The 21,877-nt window shown below is 62.2% G+C and carries 14 protein-coding genes; 4 read left to right on the top strand and 10 right to left on the bottom strand.

Annotated elements, in window-relative coordinates; translation table 11 throughout:
- Positions 1-61: 61 nt before the first annotated feature.
- A complete protein-coding gene (locus tag ACQZ48_RS15415; RefSeq protein WP_077984115.1) occupies positions 62-1,813 on the top strand; it encodes a type I secretion system permease/ATPase in 1,752 nt (583 codons plus the stop codon).
- Between the two features lie 2 nt (positions 1,814-1,815).
- Entirely contained in the window at positions 1,816-3,120 is a 1,305-nt protein-coding gene (locus ACQZ48_RS15410) for an HlyD family type I secretion periplasmic adaptor subunit (protein ID WP_448729030.1), read from the top strand.
- 202 nt (positions 3,121-3,322) lie between these two features.
- Here the strand turns inward: ACQZ48_RS15410 and ACQZ48_RS15405 are convergent, their stop codons facing one another.
- The 6 genes from ACQZ48_RS15405 to ACQZ48_RS15380 form a co-directional block, all read right to left on the bottom strand.
- Complete coding sequence (locus tag ACQZ48_RS15405) at positions 3,323-5,236, bottom strand: PhoX family protein (protein ID WP_077984113.1); 1,914 nt, start codon at positions 5,234-5,236, stop codon at positions 3,323-3,325.
- Positions 5,237-5,362: 126 nt separating this feature from the next.
- Positions 5,363-6,076 carry a 4'-phosphopantetheinyl transferase family protein gene (locus tag ACQZ48_RS15400; protein ID WP_448728978.1) on the bottom strand — a complete coding sequence of 238 codons (714 nt, stop codon included), beginning with the start codon at positions 6,074-6,076 and terminating at the stop codon, positions 5,363-5,365.
- Between the two features lie 30 nt (positions 6,077-6,106).
- Positions 6,107-6,862 (bottom strand): 2,3-dihydro-2,3-dihydroxybenzoate dehydrogenase, encoded by a 756-nt coding sequence (gene dhbA / locus ACQZ48_RS15395; RefSeq protein ID WP_142913227.1) that lies wholly within the window; start codon positions 6,860-6,862, stop codon positions 6,107-6,109.
- A gap of 13 nt (positions 6,863-6,875) precedes the next feature.
- On the bottom strand, positions 6,876-7,745 hold the full coding sequence (locus ACQZ48_RS15390; RefSeq protein ID WP_448728977.1) for an isochorismatase family protein: 870 nt from the start codon (positions 7,743-7,745) through the stop codon (positions 6,876-6,878).
- A gap of 95 nt (positions 7,746-7,840) precedes the next feature.
- Positions 7,841-9,466 (bottom strand): (2,3-dihydroxybenzoyl)adenylate synthase, encoded by a 1,626-nt coding sequence (locus tag ACQZ48_RS15385; RefSeq protein WP_448728976.1) that lies wholly within the window; start codon positions 9,464-9,466, stop codon positions 7,841-7,843.
- An 18-nt stretch (positions 9,467-9,484) separates the two neighbouring features.
- Entirely contained in the window at positions 9,485-10,660 is a 1,176-nt protein-coding gene (locus ACQZ48_RS15380; RefSeq protein WP_443387891.1) for an isochorismate synthase, read from the bottom strand.
- Positions 10,661-10,741: 81 nt separating this feature from the next.
- Here ACQZ48_RS15380 and ACQZ48_RS15375 point away from each other — a divergent pair, with 81 nt between their 5' ends.
- A complete protein-coding gene (locus tag ACQZ48_RS15375) occupies positions 10,742-15,190 on the top strand; it encodes an amino acid adenylation domain-containing protein (protein ID WP_448728975.1) in 4,449 nt (1,482 codons plus the stop codon).
- A 60-nt stretch (positions 15,191-15,250) separates the two neighbouring features.
- Positions 15,251-16,597, top strand: coding sequence for a condensation domain-containing protein (locus ACQZ48_RS15370; protein WP_077984107.1), 1,347 nt, complete (start codon positions 15,251-15,253; stop codon positions 16,595-16,597).
- 79 nt (positions 16,598-16,676) lie between these two features.
- Here the strand turns inward: ACQZ48_RS15370 and ACQZ48_RS15365 are convergent, their stop codons facing one another.
- The 4 genes from ACQZ48_RS15365 to ACQZ48_RS15350 form a co-directional block, all read right to left on the bottom strand.
- The gene (locus tag ACQZ48_RS15365; protein WP_448728974.1) at positions 16,677-19,514 is read right to left on the bottom strand and encodes a condensation domain-containing protein; all 2,838 of its coding nucleotides are present in this window, start codon (positions 19,512-19,514) and stop codon (positions 16,677-16,679) included.
- Between the two features lie 61 nt (positions 19,515-19,575).
- Positions 19,576-19,854 (bottom strand): phosphopantetheine-binding protein, encoded by a 279-nt coding sequence (locus ACQZ48_RS15360; RefSeq protein WP_137411929.1) that lies wholly within the window; start codon positions 19,852-19,854, stop codon positions 19,576-19,578.
- The gene (locus ACQZ48_RS15355) at positions 19,847-20,686 is read right to left on the bottom strand and encodes a siderophore-interacting protein (RefSeq protein WP_448728973.1); all 840 of its coding nucleotides are present in this window, start codon (positions 20,684-20,686) and stop codon (positions 19,847-19,849) included. Before ACQZ48_RS15355 ends, ACQZ48_RS15360 begins: the two co-directional genes overlap by 8 nt.
- Positions 20,687-20,921: 235 nt before the next feature.
- Positions 20,922-21,875, bottom strand: a complete 954-nt coding sequence (locus ACQZ48_RS15350; protein WP_173991497.1) for an ABC transporter substrate-binding protein — start codon at positions 21,873-21,875, stop codon at positions 20,922-20,924.
- Positions 21,876-21,877: the final 2 nt, after the last annotated feature.

Genomic DNA, 21,877 nt, shown 5'->3' with positions numbered 1-21,877 from the left:
GGCGGTTGTCACCGGCATGTCATCGCCGGGAGCTGTCGCCACGATCTCAACGGATAGTAAAATGCGTCATCGTTCCGCCAATAATAATGTTCGCCAGATCAAGGGCGTTTTCGCCGGCTGCGCCGGCGCTTTCATCGGCATCGGCCTGATGAGCGCTCTGGTCAATATTCTATATCTCACCGGCTCGCTGTTCATGATGGAGGTCTATGACCGCGTTCTGCCGAGCCGCAGCCTGCCGACGCTTGTGGCGCTGTTCGCAATCGTTGTGGTGCTTTATGCGTTTCAGGGCCTGTTCGATGCGGTGCGCGGGCGTCTGCTGGTGCGCATCGCCGATCGGCTCGATCAGCTTTTGTCCTCACGGGTTTACGATGCGGTGATCGGCCTGCAATTGCGCATGCCGGTGAGCGGTCGCCAGGCGCAGCCGCTTCGCGATCTCGACACGATCCGTTCTTTCCTGTCGGGAAGCGGGCCAACCGCGCTGTTCGACCTGCCCTGGCTGCCTTTCTACATTGCCATCTGTTTCGCTTTTCATTTCTGGCTCGGCGTCACGGCGCTTACCGGCGCTGTCATTCTCACCGTGTTCACGCTGATGACGGAGCTGGTCTCCAAGCGTCCCGTCGAAGAGGCTGCGCAACATGTTTCCAGGCGCAACAGACTGATCGAAGCCACCCGGCGCAACGCCGATATCATCGCCGTCATGGGCATGGGGGCGCCGCTGCGGGATCGCTGGCAGGCGGATAATCGCGCTTATGTGCGCGAGCAGCGCTCCGCAAGCGATATCGCTTCCGGCTTCGGCGTAGCGAGCAAGGTGCTGCGCATGGTTCTGCAATCCGGCATTCTGGCTGTCGGGGCCTGGCTGGTCATCAACGAGCAGGCGACGCCCGGCATCATCATCGCCGGCTCCATCTTGTCAGCGCGGGCGCTTGCGCCGGTCGATCTCGCCATCGCCAACTGGAAAGGTTTCATCGCGGCCCGGCAAAGCCGCCGCCGGCTTGAAAAAACTTTGGCGCTGCTGCCCGAGACAGGAATGCGCATGGACCTGCCCGCGCCGCAGGCGCTCCTGTCGGTCGAGCGCGTCAGCGCCATTCCGCCGGAGATGGCGGAGCCGGTGCTGCAGGATATCGCCTTCACGCTTTCGGCCGGCAGCGGCCTTGGCGTGATCGGGGCGAGCGGTTCCGGCAAGAGTTCGCTGGCGCGCTTGCTTGTTGGCCTGTGGCGGCCGCTCAAAGGCTCCATCCGGCTGGACGGCGCGACGCTGGAGCAATGGCCTGCCGAGGCGCTGGCGCGCCACATCGGTTATATGCCGCAGGCGATCGAATTGCTGGACGGCACCATTGCCGAAAACATCGCTTCCTTCGACCGGCAGGCGAGTTCGGACAAGATCATCGCGGCGGCGCGCGCGGCGCGCATTCACGATCTCGTCGTCAGCCTGCCGGATGGTTATTCCACCGAAGTCGGCGAGACGGGGCGGCAATTATCGGCGGGGCAAAAACAGAGGATCGCCCTTGCGCGGGCACTTTATGGCGACCCCTTCCTCGTCGTGCTCGACGAGCCGAATTCCAACCTCGATTCCGAAGGTGAGGATGCGCTGACGGCGGCGATTCTCGGCGTTCGCGAACGCGGCGGGGTGGCCGTCATCATCGCCCACCGCCCGAGCGCGCTTCTGGCCGTGGACAAGGTGCTGATGCTCGCCGATGGCCGCCAGCAGGCTTTCGGTCCGAAGGAAGAGGTTCTCGCCAAGGTGCTGCGGCCGGTCGGCGGCGCGGCGGGCGCCCTCAAGGTCGTGCAGGCCGTGGAAACAGGAAAGGCATGAAGATGGACGAATGGCAGACACTCAAACGCTCGATCCGCAGCCACCTTCTCGTTGGCGGGCTCGGCTTTCTCACGCTGACGGGCCTGCTTGGCGGCTGGGCGGTGGGCACCGAGATCGTTGGCGCGGTGATCGCTCAGGGCTCGCTGGTGGTGGAAACCAGCCTGAAAAAGGTCCAGCATCCGGTCGGCGGCGTTGTCAGCGAATTGATGGTGCGCGATGGCGACCGGGTGAAGGCCGGCGACATCGTCATGCGCATCGATGCGACGATGACGCGGGCCAACCTCGCCATCATCGTCAAAAGCCTCGATCAATTCACCGCCCGCAAGGCGCGGCTGGAGAGCGAGCGTGACCGGGCGGGCAAGGTTGTGTTTCCGAAGGCTTTGCTCGACCGGAGCAGCGACACCGATATCGTCGCGATGCTGGATGCCGAACAGCGTCTTTTCGAAACCCGCAGTGCCGTTCGTGAAAGTAAGAAGCGTCAGCTCGAACAGCGCGTGCGCCAGCTTCGCGACGAGATCGCCGGCATGGAAGCCGAGCGTGCGGCGAATTTTCGCGAACAGGGCATGGTCGATGAGGAGTTGATCCGTTTTCGATCCCTGCACGAAAGGGGCCTGATGGAAAAAAGCCGCCTTAGCACGCTGGAGCGTCAGGCCACGGATATTGATGGCGATATCGGCCGGCTGATGGCGGGTATTGCCGGGGTCGAGGCGAAGATCAGCGAAACCGCGCTGCAAATCCTTCAGATCGATGAACAATGGTCGGAGGAGGTCGGTTCCGATCTGCGTGAGATGGACGCCCGCATCGGCGAATATGTCGAACGGCGGGTGGCGGCAGAAGACCAGCTGAAACGTGTCGATATTCTCGCGCCACAGGATGGCGTGGTGCATCAACTTGCCGTGCACACTGTTGGCGGTGTCATCGCACCGGGCGAACAGATCATGATGATCGTGCCGGAGGTGGACAAGCTGGTGGTGGAGGCCAAGGTCGCGCCGCAGGATATCGACCAGATCTATTATGGTCAGGCGACAAACCTGCGTTTTTCCGCCTTCAATCAGAAAACGACACCGGAAATCACCGGCACGGTGGAGCGCATTTCGGCTGACGTGACGGTGGATCAGCGCACGGGCGCCAGCTATTACCTCGTGCGTGTCGCCACCTCGCAGGAGCAGATAAAGCGGCTGGGTGAATTCCACCTGATGCCGGGCATGCCGGTGGAAGCCTTCATCACGACAGGAGAACGAAGCGTCCTTTCCTATTTCCTCAAACCGCTGATGGATCAGGCCAGCCGCTCCTTCCGCGCTGTTTGAGATTTTCATATTCCGGCCTGCCGGTTGCCAAGGCCCGCCCTGTGTTTCAGGGCGGGCCGAAACAGCTGTTGCGGCGGGCCGGAACTGCCTGAAAAACGCCGCGTCGATTACCGCAAAAGAAAATGCCGTGCGTCTTCACGCACGGCATTTTCTTTATCGAACCGGACCGCGACTTTCCGCGGCCCGGAGTCTTTACGGGAGATCAGCCGATCTTCACATTGTCATCGCGCTTGATGGCGATGATCGTCGAACGCGGCAGCTTGCCTTCGCCATCCGGGAAGGGGGCGTCGGGATGCTGGATGCCGACGAAGTGGGTGCGCTTATCGCCGGACCATGTCTGGCCGGTGACTTCGGAACCCTTCGGGGCGGTGAGGAAGCGCTCGATGCGGCCGGTGGCCGGGTCGCCCGCCAGCATCTGGTTGTTGCCTTGGCCGGCGAAGGCGCCTTCGTTGCTGTCCTCTCCGTCGGTCTGGATCCAGAGCAGGCCGGTGCTATCGAACATCATGCCGTCAGGCGAATTGAACATATTGCCTTCGTTGATATTCGAAGAACCCGCATAGGCGTCCTTGTGGACGGTGGGGTTGCCGGCCATGCAGAACAGGTCCCACTTGAACTTGCCGTCCGCATGGTCGTCATTTTCCGGATACCAGCGCACGATCTGGCCGTATTCGTTCTTTTCACGCGGGTTGGCGGCGTTGATCGCCATGGCGTCGCCGCCGGCGTTTGCGCGCAGCTTGCCGTCCTTCATTTCGCCGCGGCGGCTGTTGTTGGTCAGCGCGCAATAGGCTTCGATGGCGACCGGGTTGATGGCGACCCATTCCGGGCGGTCCATGGTCGTCGCGCCCACCTTGGAAGCGGCCTGCCGGGTGAAGACGCAGATTTCGTCGATCTTCATGCCGGTGGTTTCAGGCGTCAGGGCGAGCCATTCGCCGGCGCCGTCGTCAGAGAACTTGGCGACGTAAAGCGTGCCTTCGTCAAGCAGCTTGGAGGTGTCGCCGCCCGGCACATAGATGCCGTTGGAGACAAATTTGTAGAGGAACTCGCCACGCTCGTCGTCACCCATGTAAACGACGACACGACCGTCGCGGGCGATGACCACGGCGGCGTTTTCGTGCTTGACGCGGCCAAGCGCGGTGCGCTTGATCGGGGTGGAGGAGGCGTCCGAAGGATCGATCTCGACCACGTAACCGGCGCGGCGCGGTTCGTTGGGGTTCTTCGCAACGTCGAAACGCTCGTCGAACTTCTCATAGGCATAGCGCGTCTCGGCGACGATGCCGTAACGCTTGTAGTCGTCAGGCAGCTTGAAGGCGGCGTCGGTGGTGCCGAAATAGCCGTTGAAGTTTTCTTCGCAGGTGAGGTAGGTGCCCCAGGGCGTGCGGCCGGCGCCGCAATTGTTGAAGGTTCCGAGACAGTCGACACCATCAGGGTCGGCGGCGGTCTTGACGAGATCGGAGCCTGCGGCCGGGCCGGAAAGCTTCATCGGCGTATTGTGGTGGATACGGCGGTTGAAGGGGCTGTCGAGAACGATCTTCCAGCCGTCCTCATCTTCCGCGACTTCCATGACGGTGACGCCCTGCATGTTCTGCAGGATTTTCACATCGTCGGCCGTCTTCGGGTTGCCCTTGTCAGTGTGCGGCAGGTTGGTTTCCGGGTTCACATATTCATGGTTGACGGCGATCAGCTGGTGGCTGCCGACGACGAAGAGTTCCATGCCGTCGGTGTTTTCGCCGAAGACCTTGTCGGAGTTTTCAACGCTGACGCCCTTGGTGGGGTCGAGATCGGGAACGTTGGAGAACAGCGGCTGGCCCCATTTCGCCAGCGGCTTCCAGTTATAACCTTCCGGGACATGGATGGTGTGGTCGGTGGCGGCGGCAACCGGCTTGAAGGGGAAACGGCCGACGGCGGCTTCCTGTGCCTCGGCCGAGGTGCTGCTCATCAGGTTGCCGAGCGTGCCCATGGCGGCCGCGGCCGAACCGAAGGCAAGCACGCCGCCGAGAAAGCCGCGGCGGGAAATCGCGGTTTCGACCACGCGGTCGAAATCGGTTTCGGCCGGCGGCGGGTTCTGCAGTTCGTCCCATTCGTCCCAGGACAATTTGCTCGTATCGATGTCGGTCATAGTCTGTCTCCACCGTTGCTTGTTTGGAATCATTCCAGCAAGGTGCCTACCGTCCCAATATTTCATGCGGATGACGGAAAGGGCAGTATCGGCGGTCATATTCCCTGCGCCAGGGCGGCTTTTTCGTCAGCGCCCGATCAGGATGCGGGTGACGAGAAAGCCGTCGAAGCGGCAGAAACGGAAGGGAATCTCCGTTCCCCTGCGCCATTTGCCGCCAATGTCTGCGGTCAGCCGCAGCGAGGCCGAGCCGTTGTCGTCGAAGCCGGATAATTCCGCCGCCTCGAAAAAGAAAAACCGTTTCACTGTCGGATAAAGCGCCTTGAACAGGCTCTCCTTTGCCGAGAAAATCAGGCCGGTCATGAAGGGGTCGATGGTGTTGCCGAGGCTGTGGCGTTCACGAGCGGTTAGGGCCTGTGTGGCGATATCGCGGGCTTCCTCCTCGCTCAGGAGCTTTTCAATATCGATGCCGATGCCGCAGAACCGCTCGCAAGAGCCGGCAATCGCAATCGCGCGTTCATGGCTGTGGGAAATCGCGCCGATCACGCTTTCGGGCCAGAGGGGCGCGCGGTCCTTACCCATACCGGGAAAGGTGGAACGGCCGGTGAGGTGGCGGATGGCTTCTGCCGCGCATCTGCGCCCGGCGATGAACTCCGCCTTGCGTTTTGGCGTTGCGCGCAAAAGCTGCGGCGGCAAGGGAGGGACCTTTCCGCCGCAGCCTTCATCGGCGTTGTAACGAAGGGTGAGGCAATGGCAATCGCAGCTGTCGTCCGGCCAAGGCCAGATGGCCTCCGGTGGATCGCCGGAGAAGGCTTTGCGATGAAACGTCGTTGCGACGGCCATATTTTTCACCTTCAATCCAACGGCTCGAATTTAAGCCGCGAGCGTTGCGCCGCCATCGACGACGATCTGCTGCATCGTCACATGACCGGCCTGATCGGAGGCGAGGAACAGCACCGTATCGGCGATATCGTCCGGCCTTGCGATCTTGCCGAGCGGGATGCCGAGCTTGAACTGTTCGGGCAGGCCGGCGACCAGCCGGTCCTTGCCGGCGGGGTCGCTCAGCATGCCGGCAAGCATCGGCGTATCGGTGGAGCCCGGTGAAACGACATTGCAGCGCACGCCATAGGGCGCAAGCTCAAGGGCGGCGCAATGGCTGAGGCTGACCAGCGCCGCCTTGGAAGCGCAATAGGCCATCATGCCGATGCGCGGCACGACGGCGGCATTGGAGCCGATGTTGACGATCGCGCCGCGCCGCTGCCGTTTGAAGGTGCCGCTCCATTGCCGCAGCATATAGAACGGCCCGGCCGCGTTGACGTCCATGCAGGTTTTCCAGTCCGCTGGCGTCAGGCTTTCGCTGTCACCGAGCCGCAATATGCCGGCGGCATTGACCAGAATATCGAGCCCGCCCCATTCGCTTTCGATTGCCTTGCAGGTCGTCTCCACTGCTTCCGCTTGGGTGATGTCGAGTGCGATCTGGCGGAAGGGGGACTCCACTGTGTCGGCCAGAAGGTCGAGGCCTATGACCTCGGCCCCTTCCTCGATGAAGCGTTCGGCGATACGGCGGCCGATGCCCCGGGCCGCGCCCGTCACCAGCGCACGCCGCCCGGTAAATCTCTGTTGCGTCATCTTGTCCGTCCGCTCAGGCTGCGAGCCGCTTCTGGTCGATCAGCGCCCACCAGGCGGAGAGTGTCGGTACACGCGCAAGCTCATCGAAGCCGACCGTGACACCGCGTTCCTTCAGCTCGCCGGCGAGCTTCATCACCTGCAGGGAATCGAGGCCGTAGAAAATGAGGTTCTCGTCGGGGTCGATATCGCTTTCATCCTCCACCATTTGCAGGACACGGGCTTTCAGCCACTCGCGGGTGCCGGTGGCTTCGCCCGCGCCGACAAGGCTTGCGGTGTCGATCACCACGCCGCAGCGCGTCGCCACATATTGCAATGCCATGCGGTGCTCGGCCTCGGAAAAATCGGCGACGCCGTCACCGATCATGAAGGGTTGAATATCCTTCATGAAGGCTTCCACCGCCGTCATCATGCAGCCGATATGGGCGTAAACGCCGCCGACGATGAGCTGGTCGCGGCCCCAGCCTTTCATCCGCTCCGCAAGGTCGGAACGTTGGAAGGCGCTGTAACGCCATTTGGTCAGCACCACGTCGTCAGGTGTCGGCGCAAGTTTGTCCACCACCTTCTGCAATTCGGGATCGACGACCGTAAGTCCCGGTCCCCACATGTCATTCAGCAGCGCACGGTCGCCGGGCGGCTGGTTATGCGGCTGGGCGGTATAGATGACAGGCACGCCGTTCTGAACGGCCCATGCCTTCACCTTGGCGAGATTGTCGATGAGGGTGGTCATCAACTTGCCGTTGGCTTCGTAGAACCGCAGGAAATAACGCTGCATGTCGTGGATGAGAAGCACGGCACGTTTCGCATCGGGCTGCCATTTTGTCTTGTTGGCCGGAAAGCTTGCGGCGACCGGCATCGGATAGTCGGAAATGGTGGGGATCGTCATGATGACCTCGGTTTCTTGCTGCGCCGGCTCGGGCGGCGCGTAATCTTTGGAATGGGGACGCTCTTTTGAACGCCCCTTTCGATTGGTGCTGCTTGTCAGGCGCTGATGGCGACGGGGGCTGTCAGCAGGTCGCGCAGGCGCTTCTTGTCGATTTTGCCGACGGCGGTGAGCGGCATGGCCTCGATGAAGCGCACCCGGTCCGGCAGTTTGTAATCCGCAACGCCGAGACCGGCGAGATGCTGGCGGATAGCTGGCGCCTTGAGCGCGGGATTACGCGACACGACGAAGACGCAACTCTTTTCTCCGAGAAGCTCGTCCTGCATCGCCACCAGCGCGGCGTGGGTGATGTCGGGATGCCGCAGGATCAGGTTTTCCACCTCCTCCGAAGCGACTTTTTCGCCGCCGCGATTGATCTGATCCTTCACCCGGCCAACGACCCTGAGATAACCTTCGGGCGTGCGCTGCACGACGTCGCCGGAATAATAGAAGCCATCCTTATCGAAGACCCGGGCGCTGTGGTCGGGCGCGCGGTAATAGCCCCGGAACGTATAGGGACCACGGGTCGCCAGCATGCCGGCTTCACCTTCCGGCACGTCGTTGCCGTCCTCGTCGACGATGCGGATCTCGTCGTCCGGGCTGATCGGCCTGCCTTGCGTGGTGAAGACGATATGGTCGGGATCACCGAAGCGAGTGTAGTTCACCAGACCTTCCGCCATGCCGAACACCTGCTGCAGGTCGCAGCCCAAGACCTCAGGCACCTGGCGGGCGAGCGCTTCGGCGAAGCTTGCGCCGCCGACCTGTAGAAGCTTGAGCGACTTCAGCTTTTCGCGATGGGCGGGAGCTGCCTGCAGCCACAGGGCCACCGCCGGCGGCACAAGCGGCACGATATCGACGCCGTGTTTTTCGATGAGGTCGAAGCAGGCAAGCGGCTCGGGATTGGCGGCCATGACCACGGCACCGCCGGCGTGGAACACGCCGAGCGCGCCGGGCGAGCTCATCGGGTAATTATGCGCCACCGGAATGGCGCAGAGGAAACGGGTCTGCGGTGAAAGTTCGCAAATCTCCGCGCTGGCCCGGACGCTGTAGTCATAGTCGTTATGCGTCCGGGGGATCAGTTTCGGCGTTCCGGTGCTGCCGCCGGAAAGCTGGAACAGCGCCACCTCATCGGCGGCGGAAGGGGCGTAAGCCGGAGGATTTTCCGCCGGGGCGGCCAGCTTCTGCTCCAGGCTGCGCTGCGGATCGGTTTCGCCGAGCAGCAGGGTCACGGCAAGCTTTGGAGAGACCGCCTTCAGCGCCTCCACAAATGTGTCATCGACGAAAAGCTCGTGGCCGCGCGAGGCGATCATCAGCTTCGGCGCGATCTGCTCCGCATAGGAGGTCATTTCCAGCCGGCGATGGCTGAAAAGCGCATTGACGGGGGCAGCGCCGATTTTGATGAGCGCGAAAAAGACGAGATAGAACTCGGCTATGTTCGGCAATTGCACCAGCGCCGTATCCCCCCTGCCGATGCCTGCGGCGGAGAGATGTCCAGCCAGATTGGAGGATTGCCTGTCGAGATCGGCATAGCTGAAGCGACGGTCGCCGCAGATCAGCGCCGTCGCATCCGGCCGGCGCTGCACCTGTTCAGCGAGAATGCCGCTCAGCGGCCGGTCGATCCAGTAGCCGCGTTCGCGGTATCGGCGAACGAAATCCTCGGGCCAGCGTTCAAATTCGATTGTCATGGTTTGTCCCTGGAAAAATTAGGCAGAAAGACCGCAGGCGTTCAGCATGGTCTTGAGCTTGGTCTGCACCTCGGCCCATTCTGATTCGGGCTCGGAGGCCTCCACGATGCCGGCGCCGGCGAAGAGCCGCACGGTTTCTCGCTGCACGGTGCCGCAACGGATGGTCACCACCCATTCGCCATTGCCTTCAGAATCCGTCCAGCCGACCATGCCGGTGAAGAGGCCGCGCTCGAAAGGCTCGACGAAGCGGATGAGGCGATGGGCGCGCTCGGTGGGGAAACCGCAGACGGCTGGCGTCGGGTGCAGCAGGCAGGCCAGCTGCAGCGCATTGGTTACCGGATCGGCGAGACGGCCTTCGATGCGGGTCGAAAGATGCCAGAGCGCCGCCGTGCTGATGAGGGAGGGTTTCTCTGGAACATCGAGTTCGGCGCAGACCGGCGAAAGCAGCGAGCGGATATCCTCAATGACGAGGCTATGTTCGTAATGATCCTTTTCAGAAGCCGACAGCCGATCCGCATTGGCCTTGTCCGCTGCCGGATCGACCATGCGTTTTGCCGATCCCGCCAGCGGGTTCGAGATGATGTTCTCGCCCTGCTTGCGGATCAGGAGTTCCGGGCTGACGCCGATCAGGTCGCCGCCATCGGGCAGCGGGATGCGGAACTGGTAACCTTCGCGGTTCTGTTTGGCCAGACTCGCCAGCAATCTTTCGACATTGACCTCGGAGGCGAAAGTCAGTTCACGCATGACGGAAAGCACCGCTTTGCGGACTTCGGAATGGCGGAAATTGACGATGGCATGTTCGACGGCGCGCTTGAAACCGCTCTCGTCCGGCAAGCTGTTCTGGCCGACAAGGGCAGGCATGGCCGAATCGGCGACGATCGGTTCCGCATCCTTGGAGTTCCATTCATAGTTGTATGGAATATACAGGCATGAAGGTTCGCTGACATCGAAGGGGATCGCGCCGATGGCGATGGGGTTCTGCTCGCCCTCCCGCTGCGCACGCTCAAAGGCGCCGGCCAGTGCCTGCTGCAGTGGGCTGGCAATGTCTTCGCCGCCGCGGGCGGGAATCGCTATCTTTTCGCGAATGCCCTTGGCGCGCAATTGCCCGCTGCCGGAAGTAAACAGAAATTCTCTATTAAATTCAGTAATTTCGTCGGATTCGACGTCATTCGTCCTGAGTGCTCCCGTTTTCATGGGATGCCTCCTGTGCGAGTGGTTGACGATGGCTTATACTTGAGTATGCTAATCATGTTTTGTCAACCGGTTCAAATTCACATGCTAAATTTAACCCCCATGCAGGTGGCCTATTGGGTCGGCCGCGAGGCGGATGGAATACTCGGGAAAGTTACGCCGCATCTCTACCTCGAATTCGACGGGCAGGCGGTGGATGTGGAAAAACTGGCCGTTGCCGTGGAAAGGCTCTGCCGGCGTCATCCCATGCTGAGCCTCAGGATCGATGCTGAAGGCCATCAGTCCGTCGATCCTGCCGCCCGGCCGCTCCGTCTCGATGTGGAGGACATGGCCGCGCTCGATTCGGAGGCGCTGGCACGCCGTCTTGAGGCGAAGCGCGAGGACTGGAGCCATCGCCGGGCCGATCTTCGCGTTGCCGCACCGGCGGCGATCTCGCTCAGCCTGTTGCCGGAAGGCCGTTGCCGTCTGCATGTGGACACGGACATGCTGGCCATCGATCCGGCCAGCATGCGGATCGTGATGGAAGACCTTGCCCGCTTTTACGAGACCGCGTCAGGCGCATACGACACCCGGACTTTCGAATCAGTGAGGCCGTCGTTTTTCGACTGGGCGGAACGTCTCATGTCCGATCCGGACTTGAGGGGCTTGCGCGAAAGGGACCGCCTGTGGTGGCGGCAACGGCTTGCCGATGTTCCGGACGCGCCGCCGCTGCCGTTTCTGTCCGATGATCCCCCGCGCGCCATTCACACGGACCGGCTCGCCACGCTGCTTTCAGCGGCCGAGCGTAGCAGCCTGGAGCGGACAGCGCGGCGTTTTTCCTTGACGACATCGACCCTTCTGCTCGGTGTTTTCGCACTGGCGCTGTCGCAGGCGGCGGGGGCGGAAAAATTCCGGCTTTCCGTGCCGGGTTTCTGGCGCGCGCCGCTGGTGGAAAGGGTCGATGAGATCGTCGGCGAATTTTCCAACGTGCTCTTGCTCGGCGTCAATATCAAGCCTGAAGAAACGCTCGAGGCGCTGCTTGGCAGACTGTTCGATGAGATGAACGGGCTTCTCGCACATCAGTCCTATCCGGGCGTCAGCGTCATGCGCGATCTCTCCCGTCAGCGCGGTGGTTTGCAGACCTCGCCGGTGGTTTTCACCGCGGGGGTCGATCTTCCGGGGGGAGAGCTCTTTTCGGAACGGGTCGGGCGGGTGTTCGGTCCGATGGTCCACACCGTCTCGCAGGGGCCGGGGGTGGCGCTGGATGCGCAGGTGGCGGCGGTAGATGACGGCTTGCTGATCAACTGGGATGTGCGGCTCGATGCGTTGCCGGAAAGCTGGCTGCACGCTTTGTTCGAAACCTATGTCGCTCTTCTCCGCCGGCTCGCCGAAACCCCCGATCTCGCTTGTGAAAGCGTGGAGCGATTTGTCGCACGGCAGTCGGAAGCGATGGCCAAGGCAAAAGGAAAACCCATAGAACGTCCTCTCTCTCCGCTGAAACAGGCCTATCTGCTCGGGCGCGGCACCCATCTGCCGCTGAGCGGCGTTGCGATGCAGGAGTTTCGCGAATATCGCGGCGATATCGACCCGGAACTGCTGCGGTCGCGGCTTGCCGCAATGGTCGGCAGACATGAAAGCCTGCGCACCCGCATTGATGAGCGACGGCTGGTGCAGGTGGTCTCCGACGAAGCGAAGATCAATCTCGATCTCGTCGATCTTTCGGCCCTGTCTCTTCCGCAAGCCGAGGCAAGGATCGACGCGGTGCGACGGGATTTTTCCCATGCGCATTTTGATCTCGCCGCCTCTCCATGGCAGGTCACTGTGTTTCTTATGCCGGATGCAGGGCCGACGGGGCATAAGATCGTGGTCTTTCTGCGTTTCGACGCGCTTATCCTTGACGGGCGGGCCATTGCGAGCCTCGCGGCGGAACTCTTCGATGGTGTCGTGCCGCCGGAATCCGCCGCTACGATCGGAACGCCGAAGGAGGATATCTCGGCGGCCCGCGTCAGGGATGCCGCCTATTGGGTTGAAAAGTTGAAAGATGCCGAGGTGCCCTCGCAACTGCCGTGGAAAGCACCGCTCGAAACCATTCCCACCTCGCGTTACAGCCGCCAGAGCGTGATCGTGGAAAAACAGCACTTCACCGCCTTTTCACGCATCGGTGCGAAAGAGCGGCTGTTCAAGAATTCGGCGCTGACGGCTGTCATCCTCGATGTGCTCTCGCTCTGGCTCAACGAAGGTGCGCTCGTCGTCGGCATTCCCGTCGCACCGCAGGTGGAGGGCGCCTTCGCCAACCGCTCCAGCTTTATCGCCGTCCAATGGGATGCGGCCAGGAACAGGTTTGCGGAGCGGGCGGCGGGTCTCCAGACGGATGTGCTGGAAGGGCTGAACCATCTCGCCTTTTCGGGTATCGATCTCAATCGTGTGCTTCTCAATGCCAATCCGGGCGGGCTCGCCTTGCCGGTGGTGATTACCAACGGTCTGACCTGGCCGACGCTTTCATCCGGTTCGACGATGCAATGGACCGGCGGGCTTACGCAGACGCCGCAGGTGGCGCTGGATTTCCGCTTTTCGCAGAATCCGCAGGGCGATCTCGTGCTCGATATCGACTATGCCGAGCAGGCGATCGATGCGGCGACGGTGGCGGATATTCTCGCGGCAATCGAACGCGCGATTGCCGGGATCGCCAATAGCGGCGCTTTCTCCGTCAATGCACGCGACATTGTCGAGCTGTCTCACTATCGGCTGAACGGCGACGAAGAAAACTTCGTCTGCCCGCCATTTCTGGAACGGCTCGCCGGCCATCTTTTCGAGGGTGACCCGTCGCGCACGGCGCTCGTCAGCGGCAGGCGGCGCATCGCTTATGGCGAACTCGGTCAGATGGTGGCAGGGGCGATGGCGGGCCTTAAGGCGCGCGGCATCGGGCGTGGCGATGTCGTTGCCGTGTGCCTGCCACGCAGCCCGGACCATACGGCCATCACGCTCGCCGCAGCGCTGATGGGTGCGGTCTGGGTGCCTGTCGATGCCGGCTCGCCGGAAGATCGCCTGCGCTATCTGCTGACCAATTGCCGCCCGGCGATCATCGTCGCCCGCAGCGTTCCGCAGGGTTTCGACGCCGTCGATCCGGCAGAGCTTATGTCCGCGCCCGCACCGGCTGGCGCACCCGTTACCATGGCGGAGGTGGCGGCGCTTTCCCAAAGCGAGGAGCCCGCCTATTATCTCTACACGTCGGGCACGACTGGCAAACCGAAATGCGTCGTGCTTTCCAACCGCGCAACGGCAAATGTCATCGGCAGCACGCTTGCGGAATGGGCGGTGACGGATAGCGATGTGTTCATCTCCGTCACGCCGCTGCATCACGACATGTCCGTCTTCGATGTTTTCGGCGCGCTCGTCGCAGGGGCGACGCTGGTGTTGCCGGAACCGGGCGAGGAAAAGGATGCGGTGCGCTGGAACGAGCTGGTGGCCGAACATGGCGTCACGCTCTGGTGCTCGGTGCCGGCCATCCTCGAAATGCTTCTCTCCTGCCGCCGTGGTGACCAGCTCTCATCGTTGCGGCTCGTGGCGCAGGGTGGCGATTACATCAAGCCGATGATCATCGAAGAGCTCCGCGGGCTGAAGCCCGACCTGCGGCTGATATCGCTCGGTGGACCGACGGAAACGACGATCTGGAGCATCTGGCACGAGATCGTTGCGGAAGATGTGGCGGCTGTGCCCTATGGCCACCCGTTGCCCGCCAATCGATATTTCGTCCTCAACGATCAGGGCGGCCATTGCCCGGTCGGTGTCGTCGGCCGCATCCATACGGCCGGCGTGAATGTGGCAATCGGCTATCTCGAAGATGGCGCGATTTCCCAGACGGATTTCGTGACGGTTGCCGATCCGGAAGGAAACCCCGTGCGGGCCTTCCGCACCGGAGACCGGGGCCGTTACCGGCCGGATGGCAAGATCATGTTTGCCAGCCGCGTCAATGGTTACGTCAAGGTGCGCGGCGTGCGCGTTTCGTTGCCGGATGTGGAAAACGAGCTTATCCGCCATCCTTCCATCCAGCGGGTTCTGGTGGTGGATTACGGCGTCGAACAAAAGGGCGAGGCGGCCATCGGCGTGCTTTACGTCGTTGCACCGGGCCTTGAACTCCCGACCGCCGATCTGCGCAATTTTGCCCGGAGCCATCTGCCGGAATCGCATGTGCCCGGCCGGTTTCTCAAGGTCGACGATCTGCCGCTTTCGGCCAATGGCAAGCCGGATCGCCGTCTCGCCCGTGAATTGCTGAACGGTGCTATGGAGCCGGCAAAAATCTCCGCCCCTGCGGCTCCTGCCGTCGATCAAGGCGACCGCCGGGTGCTGGATATCTATCTCGGCGTGCTGGGTAAAAAACCGGCGAATGTGGATGCGAACAGCGACCTGTTGGCGCTCGGTCTTCTGCCTTCGCATCTGAAAATCGTCTCGGCTGAAATCCGCACTGCCTTCGGCGTGGACTTGACACCGCAGCAGCTTTTGCGGTGCCGCAACGCCAGACAGGTGACTTCGCTCCTGGCCGCCCGGGCGGTGTGAACCCAATCATTTCGGGTGGCACTTCGCGCCCGATAACGGAAATTGTGCAAGGAAAAACAGATGGCGCATATCGATCCTGCCGGCGGCTGGCTTCCACTGACGCAGCCGCAACTCGATTTCTGGGAGGAGTTTTCCTTCCATCCCGACGAGCCGGTTTCCACCGTCGCCCATTACATCGATCTTTCCGGTGCGGTGAATGAAAGCGCGCTCCTCCAGGCGATCAAACGCACCGTGCGCGAATCCGAAGTCCTGTCGATCCGTTTCCGCATCGGCGACGATGGCGAGACGCCACAGCAACGCTGCGATCCAAGCCATGCCCCGGTGGTGGAACTCGTCGATCTCCGTGGCGATTCCGCTCCTCTGGAAGAGGCGCTGCGGCGCATGAACGCGGATGTGGAAGCAAGGCTCGATCTCAGAACCGACAGGCTTTCGGCGCAGCTACTCTACCGTATCGCCGATGACCGCTATCTCTGGTACATCCGCGCCCATCATATTGTTGTTGATGGTTATGGCCTGACGTTGGTCGAACAGCGTTGCGGCCAGCTTTACGGGCACTATTGTGGCAAGGGCGAAGCGGGTCCGGATTTCCACCCCTTCGGCGATTTCCTTGCCGAAGAGGAAGCTTATAAGCAAAGCCGGCGTTTTGAAAAGGACCGCGATTTCTGGGCGGCCTATCTTGCCGCACCCGCCGATCTGCCGGTGCTGGACAAGGATTGCGAGGACTATGGCGGCGGCGGCCTGCATACGGATGCGGCCTTGCCGCAGGGTTTCAGCACACGGTTGCAACAGGTGGCGGGCGCAATGGAGATCGGCTGGCCGGACCTTCTGGTGCTGCTTTCCGGACTTTATCTCCACCGTGTTCTGCCGCGGCCGGACTGCGATGTGCTGACCTTGTGGTTGCCTTTCATGAGTCGCTGGGGCAGCGTCGGCGCGCATATGCCGGCCATGCTCGTCAATATTTTGCCCTTCCATCTCACCATCGAACCGGGGGAGAGCCTCGGCGCATTTTTGACGCGCAACGCCGCCAATCTGCGAAAGCAGCGCCTGCATGGCCGCTACCGCATCGAGCAGATCGCCGCCGACCGCGAAATCCCGAAGGGTCGGCGCTTCTTCTTCTCGCCGCTCATCAATGTCCTGCCCTTCAGTGCGCCGGTCTTTGCCGGGCTTACCGTTATCAGGCACATCCTTGCCAATGGTCCCGGCGACGGGTTCAACCTGACCTTCCGTGGCGAGGATGACGGCAGCGAGTTGAACCTGCATATCGATGCGGATTCAGCGCTGACGCAAGCGGAGGATTTCGCCCGCTACCGCGAGGAGTTGCCATTGTTCCTCGATGCCATGCTGCGCGAGGAGGCGCTGACGCTTGCGGCGGCTCAGGTGTCCACGGCATTGCGTCTGGCGGTTTGAGGGCAGACAACGGACTTTGTCAACAAGCTGAACCCGGCTCTGCGACGCAAAGCCGGGTTTTCGTTGCCCCAAGTCCAGCTCAGGCGAGTGTCGTCAACACACGGTTCGAAGCGCCGTTTTCAGCGAAACGGCCAAAGATGCGGCTGGTGGTGTGGCGCAGCCGCTCGACATCGTCAGGGCCGTAGCGGTCCGAACGGTAGCTCATCAAGACGCGAATGGAACGCTCGCCGCCGATCGTCTCTTCCATCACCTCGAATTGCAGCCCCAGCATGGATTCATGCTTGTCGGGGTCGATCTGGCGGAACTCCACCGGCTTGCCATCCGGCCCGGCAAGGGTGCCGTTCAGCTTGTTCTTGGCGTGAATCTGGATGAAGACCTCGAACAGATGGTCGCGGCCGGGTGTCATGCCCAGTGCCTCCTCGACGAGATCGATCGGGATTTCGCTATGTTCCAGCGAGCCGTTGATGGTGTTCTTCACCGAAGAAATCAGGTCGCCGACGGTCATGGTCTCGCCGAAACGCACGCGATGGGCGACAACCGTGGTGAAATAGCCGATCGTATCGAAATAGCCGCTATCGGTGCGGCCCGAAGCCGAGGTGCCGACCACGAGATCGCTCAGCCCGCCGAGATGGCGCAGCGATGCGGCGATGGCGGCATAGACCACGTTGAACAGCGAGGCGCTGTTCTGCTTGGCAATGGCGTAAAGCCCGTCGCTAACATGTTTTTCCAGCTTGAACTCGATCCAGCCGCCTGCCGGTGCTTCGTCCTGCGTTGCCGCGTGCGGCGTGCCGCCCTGTTCCTTGAGGGTAAGGCCTTTTGGCGCATCCCGCAGCATATCGGTCCAATAGGCAAGGTGGCCAGCATTGACGCCTGACGCGACCTGTTTTCTCGCAAATTCATGGAAAGGTGCCGGCTTGGTGGCAAAGACCGGAGCCTTGCCCGCCGCCCTTGCCCGGTAGGCCTCGGTCAGCTCGTCCATCATCAGGTTCACAGACCATTCGTCGAGCACGATGTGATGGAAGAGGAAGGAAAGCACCTGGCGGCCGGTCTGCGCATCGCGCAGGAAACGCAGCCGCATCGGCAGTTCGCGCGCAAGATCGAAGCGCCAGCCGGCTTCCGCGTGCCGGTCCACACCTTGGCTTTCTTCGCTGGTCCAGAACCATTTGTAACCGGGCAGGTCGTGCATCGGCACGATCTTCTGCAGAACTGTATCTTCTTCGACGTAGAAATGGGTCCGCAGGCCGGGATGGCGCTCGATAATGTCGAGGAAGGCGCATTCGAAGGCATTCTCATCCACGGGATCGAGGAAATCGAGCGCGAAGGGAATGTTGAAGATTTCGCCGAAACCGAAGGCGGCATAGGCCTTCCAGAGCGACATCTGCGCCAGCGAAAGCGGTGCGGTGAGCGAGCCACTCGCCGTTGCCTGCGCCTGCGCGGGTGCTGCGGTTTCGAGCCGGGTCGCCTGTCTTGCGAGAGAGGCGGCGGTCGGGTAGCTGAACAGGTCGTTGAAGCGCAGTTCGATGCCGTGATTGCTCAGAAGACGTCCGATGATGCGCGTCGCAATCAGCGAATGGCCGCCGAAATCGAAGAAATCGTCATCCGGCCCCATCTCGGGCGAGACGAGCGCTTCACGGAATTCCGCAAGGATCGTTGCGACGGTGTCGTCGTCGTTCTCACCGGAAGCAGCGGGCGAAAGGGTCGCCTGCTGCGGTGTCGCCGCGGCGTTTTGAGGGACGATGCCGGAAAAATCCGCCCCACCTTCGAGATGGCTGACGAAACGCTCCAGCAGGAAGGCCGTCGCATGCGGCGACGTCTCCCTGCCGCCTGTCAATTCGAGGCGGATATCGCCGGCGGCTGTCGGACCGGCGGCAAGCGTCAGGCCGAGACCGGATTGCAGGGAGGGCAGGGGCAGGTGCTCAAACTGGAGCCCATGCTCCGATGTGGCCTGAACGGGTGTCGCAAGCGCGTGCAGCGTGAAGGTGGCAGTTCCGCCTTCATTGTCGTTTCGCTGCTCCAGACCGGACAGCACGGCTTTTTCAGCCCGTTCGGGCGTTTGGTCGCGCGAGACAGCTACCCGTGCCGCAGCCTCGGCTGACATCGGCATTGAAGTGCCGACGCCGGGCTGCAGGCGCAGGGTCACTGTCTCGGGACCGCCGGTTTTTGCCAGGAAAAGGGCAAAACGCGATCCGGCGCGGGCCAGAAGCGCGTTCGTCGCCGTGGAGCTGTTGAGGCCGAGCAGGGTGGCGGGAAGATCGACGCCGTGGCTGTGGCTCGCCGGCCTGTCGATCCCGTTTTGCCGCAGCGCCACGACGGTCGAGCCGGAGGCCGGACGTTGCAGCCAGTGGAGCGGAAGCGGGTCGACGCTGTCACTTTCGACCGCGCGCGGCGAAAGCGGCTTAGGCGCTTCCCCGGCGTAGGCGGCGGAAATACCTTCCAGCAGGATTTGCGGCGAGAGGACTTCGCCGAGCAGGCCGTGGACCAGAAAAGCCAGCAGGATTTCTCCCTCGCTTAAAAGCACGACGGCCTGAAACGGCGGATCGGTTTCGGCATCGAAGGGCCTTGCCTGCAGGTCGTGCAGCAAGGTCAGGGCCTCGCCCGCCGATGGAACATGCAGCAGTTGCACGATGGATGCGGACGGGGCTTCGATGCTCTTCGCCAGAGTGCCGTCCTCGCCGAAGGCAAAGCGTGCACGAAGCTCGGGCCAGACCTCGCAAACCGTCTTCAGCGCCGAGGTCAGACGCAGCAGATCGCACTCTTCACCGATGCGATAGGCGAGAAGGGCGCGGAAGACCTGATCGGGATCCTGAAACTGCTCGAACCAGACCCGTTCTTCGTATTGGCTCGGCGGGGCTGCATCCCCCCTGTCGAAACTCTCTTCGATGCGACGTGCGAGCATACGCGTATTGTCTGCTGCCATGGTCCTCTCCTTGGAATATACGGGAATCGCGCTCCGGCGCGAAACGTGCTGTGTCGTGGGATCAACGTCCCGCGCGCGACCGTTCGATGAGCGCCTGCCATGCGGCAAGCGTGGGCCGCCGGGTCAGATCCTCATAATCGAGCCGTGTTCCGGCAAGCTGTGAAAGCGGCGACATCAGCCGCATGAGGGCAAGCGAATGAAGCCCGCGACCGAACAGGTTGTCCTCCGGTTCGATGTCGCGCACCTCATCGTCGAGAACGCTGGCGATAAGGGCCTTGAGTTCCGTCATCATCGTTTCCGCCTCCGGCATGGCGTCCGCCGCGATTACCGGTTCATTCATCGAAATGATCGTGAACGCCGCTGGCGCCGCGCCGCCAGTAACCGGAAGCGCGGGTCCATTTTGGGTTGGCGCCGAATTCTTCAACCAGAAGGGCGCGAATCTCCTTTGCAACCTTCGATTCGCAGGCGACCCAGCTGAAGAAATCGCCCTTCGGCAGGTCGAGCTTGCGCAGGGCGCCCACCAGCGCGTCGTGGTCGGTTCCGTTCTCCGTCTTCTGTGTCACCCAGACGATAGACGCATCCGCCTTCGTCGCGAGCTCCAGCCGGGCGGCATCCGTCTCGACCTCGATCAGCGCCACGACGCGGGTGCCTTCAGGCATTTCCTCCAGCCGCCGCGCCAGCGCCGGAAGGCCGGTATCGTCGGCGATCAGCAGGTGCCAGTCGTAGGTGAAGGGAACGGTGAAAGAGCCGCGCGGACCGGCGATCCACGCTTTGTCACCCGCTTTGGCGGCTTTCGCCCAATTGCTGGCGGGGCCGTCGTGATGGGTGGCGAAATCGATGGCGAGTTCGCCTTTTTCGGCATCGAAGCTGCGCGGCGTGTAGTCACGCGCCAGCGGGCGCGGCGCGCCTTGCGGGAACTCAATGCCGTTCGGGCCGATCACCGGCAGGCTCGGTTCGGTTTCACCGGGCTGGGGGAAGAACATCTTGACGTGGTCGTCAAAACCGAGGCTCACAAAGCCCTCCAGTTCCGGCCCGATCAGGACGATGCGGACCATGGACCGGCTGAGCTTTTCGACGCGCGCGACATTGAGTGCGCGCAGCGCGACGGCGTGGCGATGGCGTTTTGGCGTGCGGTCCGGTGCTGCGGAACCTATCGTTTCTGGCATGCTCATGCTGTTGTCTTTCCTGGGATATCGCCGACGGGTTCGGCGGTATCGCTGTCCCGGGTCGGCGTGCCGGACGATCGCGCATTGGGGAGTCTCGTCCGGCGCGATATTCCGGCGTCGTTGCGTCAAGATGCGCGAACCATAACAGGCGGTTTCGGCCCCGGCAATATAACTTTCTCCAAAAACTCAAGTTTATACCCGGCACATAAATCGTGCCGGGATTGGCTTTGGATAACGCCGTTCAGCGGCGGCTGGCCCAGTTTTCCACTTCATCCAATGTGTGCAGGGCGCTCGGAATGGAAGGCGTCGTGACCCTGGTGGAATCGAGGAAAACGATCCTTTTCTCGCGCGCGGGTTTTACGAAACGCTCCCAGCCGGGAATGATCCTTTCGAGGGCGGCGCGCGTTCCGGCCTCACCGCGGGCGGGGCTGGTATAGCTGTTCATCACCACCAGCAGGTCGGGATTGAGCTTGCCGAAGGCATCGGCGCTGAGCGGCATCATCAGGGTCGAGCCCATTCCGCCCGAAGAGGCGGCGTTGTCGATCTTCAGGCGGGTATATCCCAGATCCTCCAGCGCCTGCACCGCGCCGGACATGTCACCCACCGCATTGATCTGGTCGGTCAGCAGGATCGCGAGATAGGTCTTGCCCTTGATATCGTCGCCCAGCGTCTTTTTGACCGTGGCAAGCTTCGTGTCATAGGTCTTCCGGCGCTCTGCAAAGACATCGCTTCGCCCGACCAGACCCGCAAGATCCTCCTCCACGCTGAAGCCATAGGCTTTGCCGGCGCTTGCCTTTTGCAGATAGACGGGTGCGACGGTGGAAAGCTGTTCGGCCTTGCCGCCATCCATTTCCGTGGCGACGATCAGGTCCGGTTGCAGCGCCCGCAGCTTCTCGAGATCGATCTGGCCGACAGCGCCGAAACCCTTCGGTTTCGTGCGGCCTTCACCGAGAACGGTGTCGACGAAATCGACGGCGGTGGCGAATTTGCCGTCGCTGTTGCGGCCATAGGCGCCAACCACATTGGCGCCGAGATCCATCAGCGGCACGCCGAGCAGCGGCTCGTGCATGACGACGATACGCTGCGGCTTTTCCGGAACGGAGACGGTGCGTCCGGCGGCATCGGTCACGCTGCGCTCGGCGGCGAGACTCGTTCCGGCGGCCAGAAGTGCGGCGATGAGGATGGCAATTCGCATGG

Source organism: Agrobacterium sp. 22-209-1, from assembly GCF_053522485.1.
This window is presented reverse-complemented; position numbering and strand designations above follow the sequence as displayed.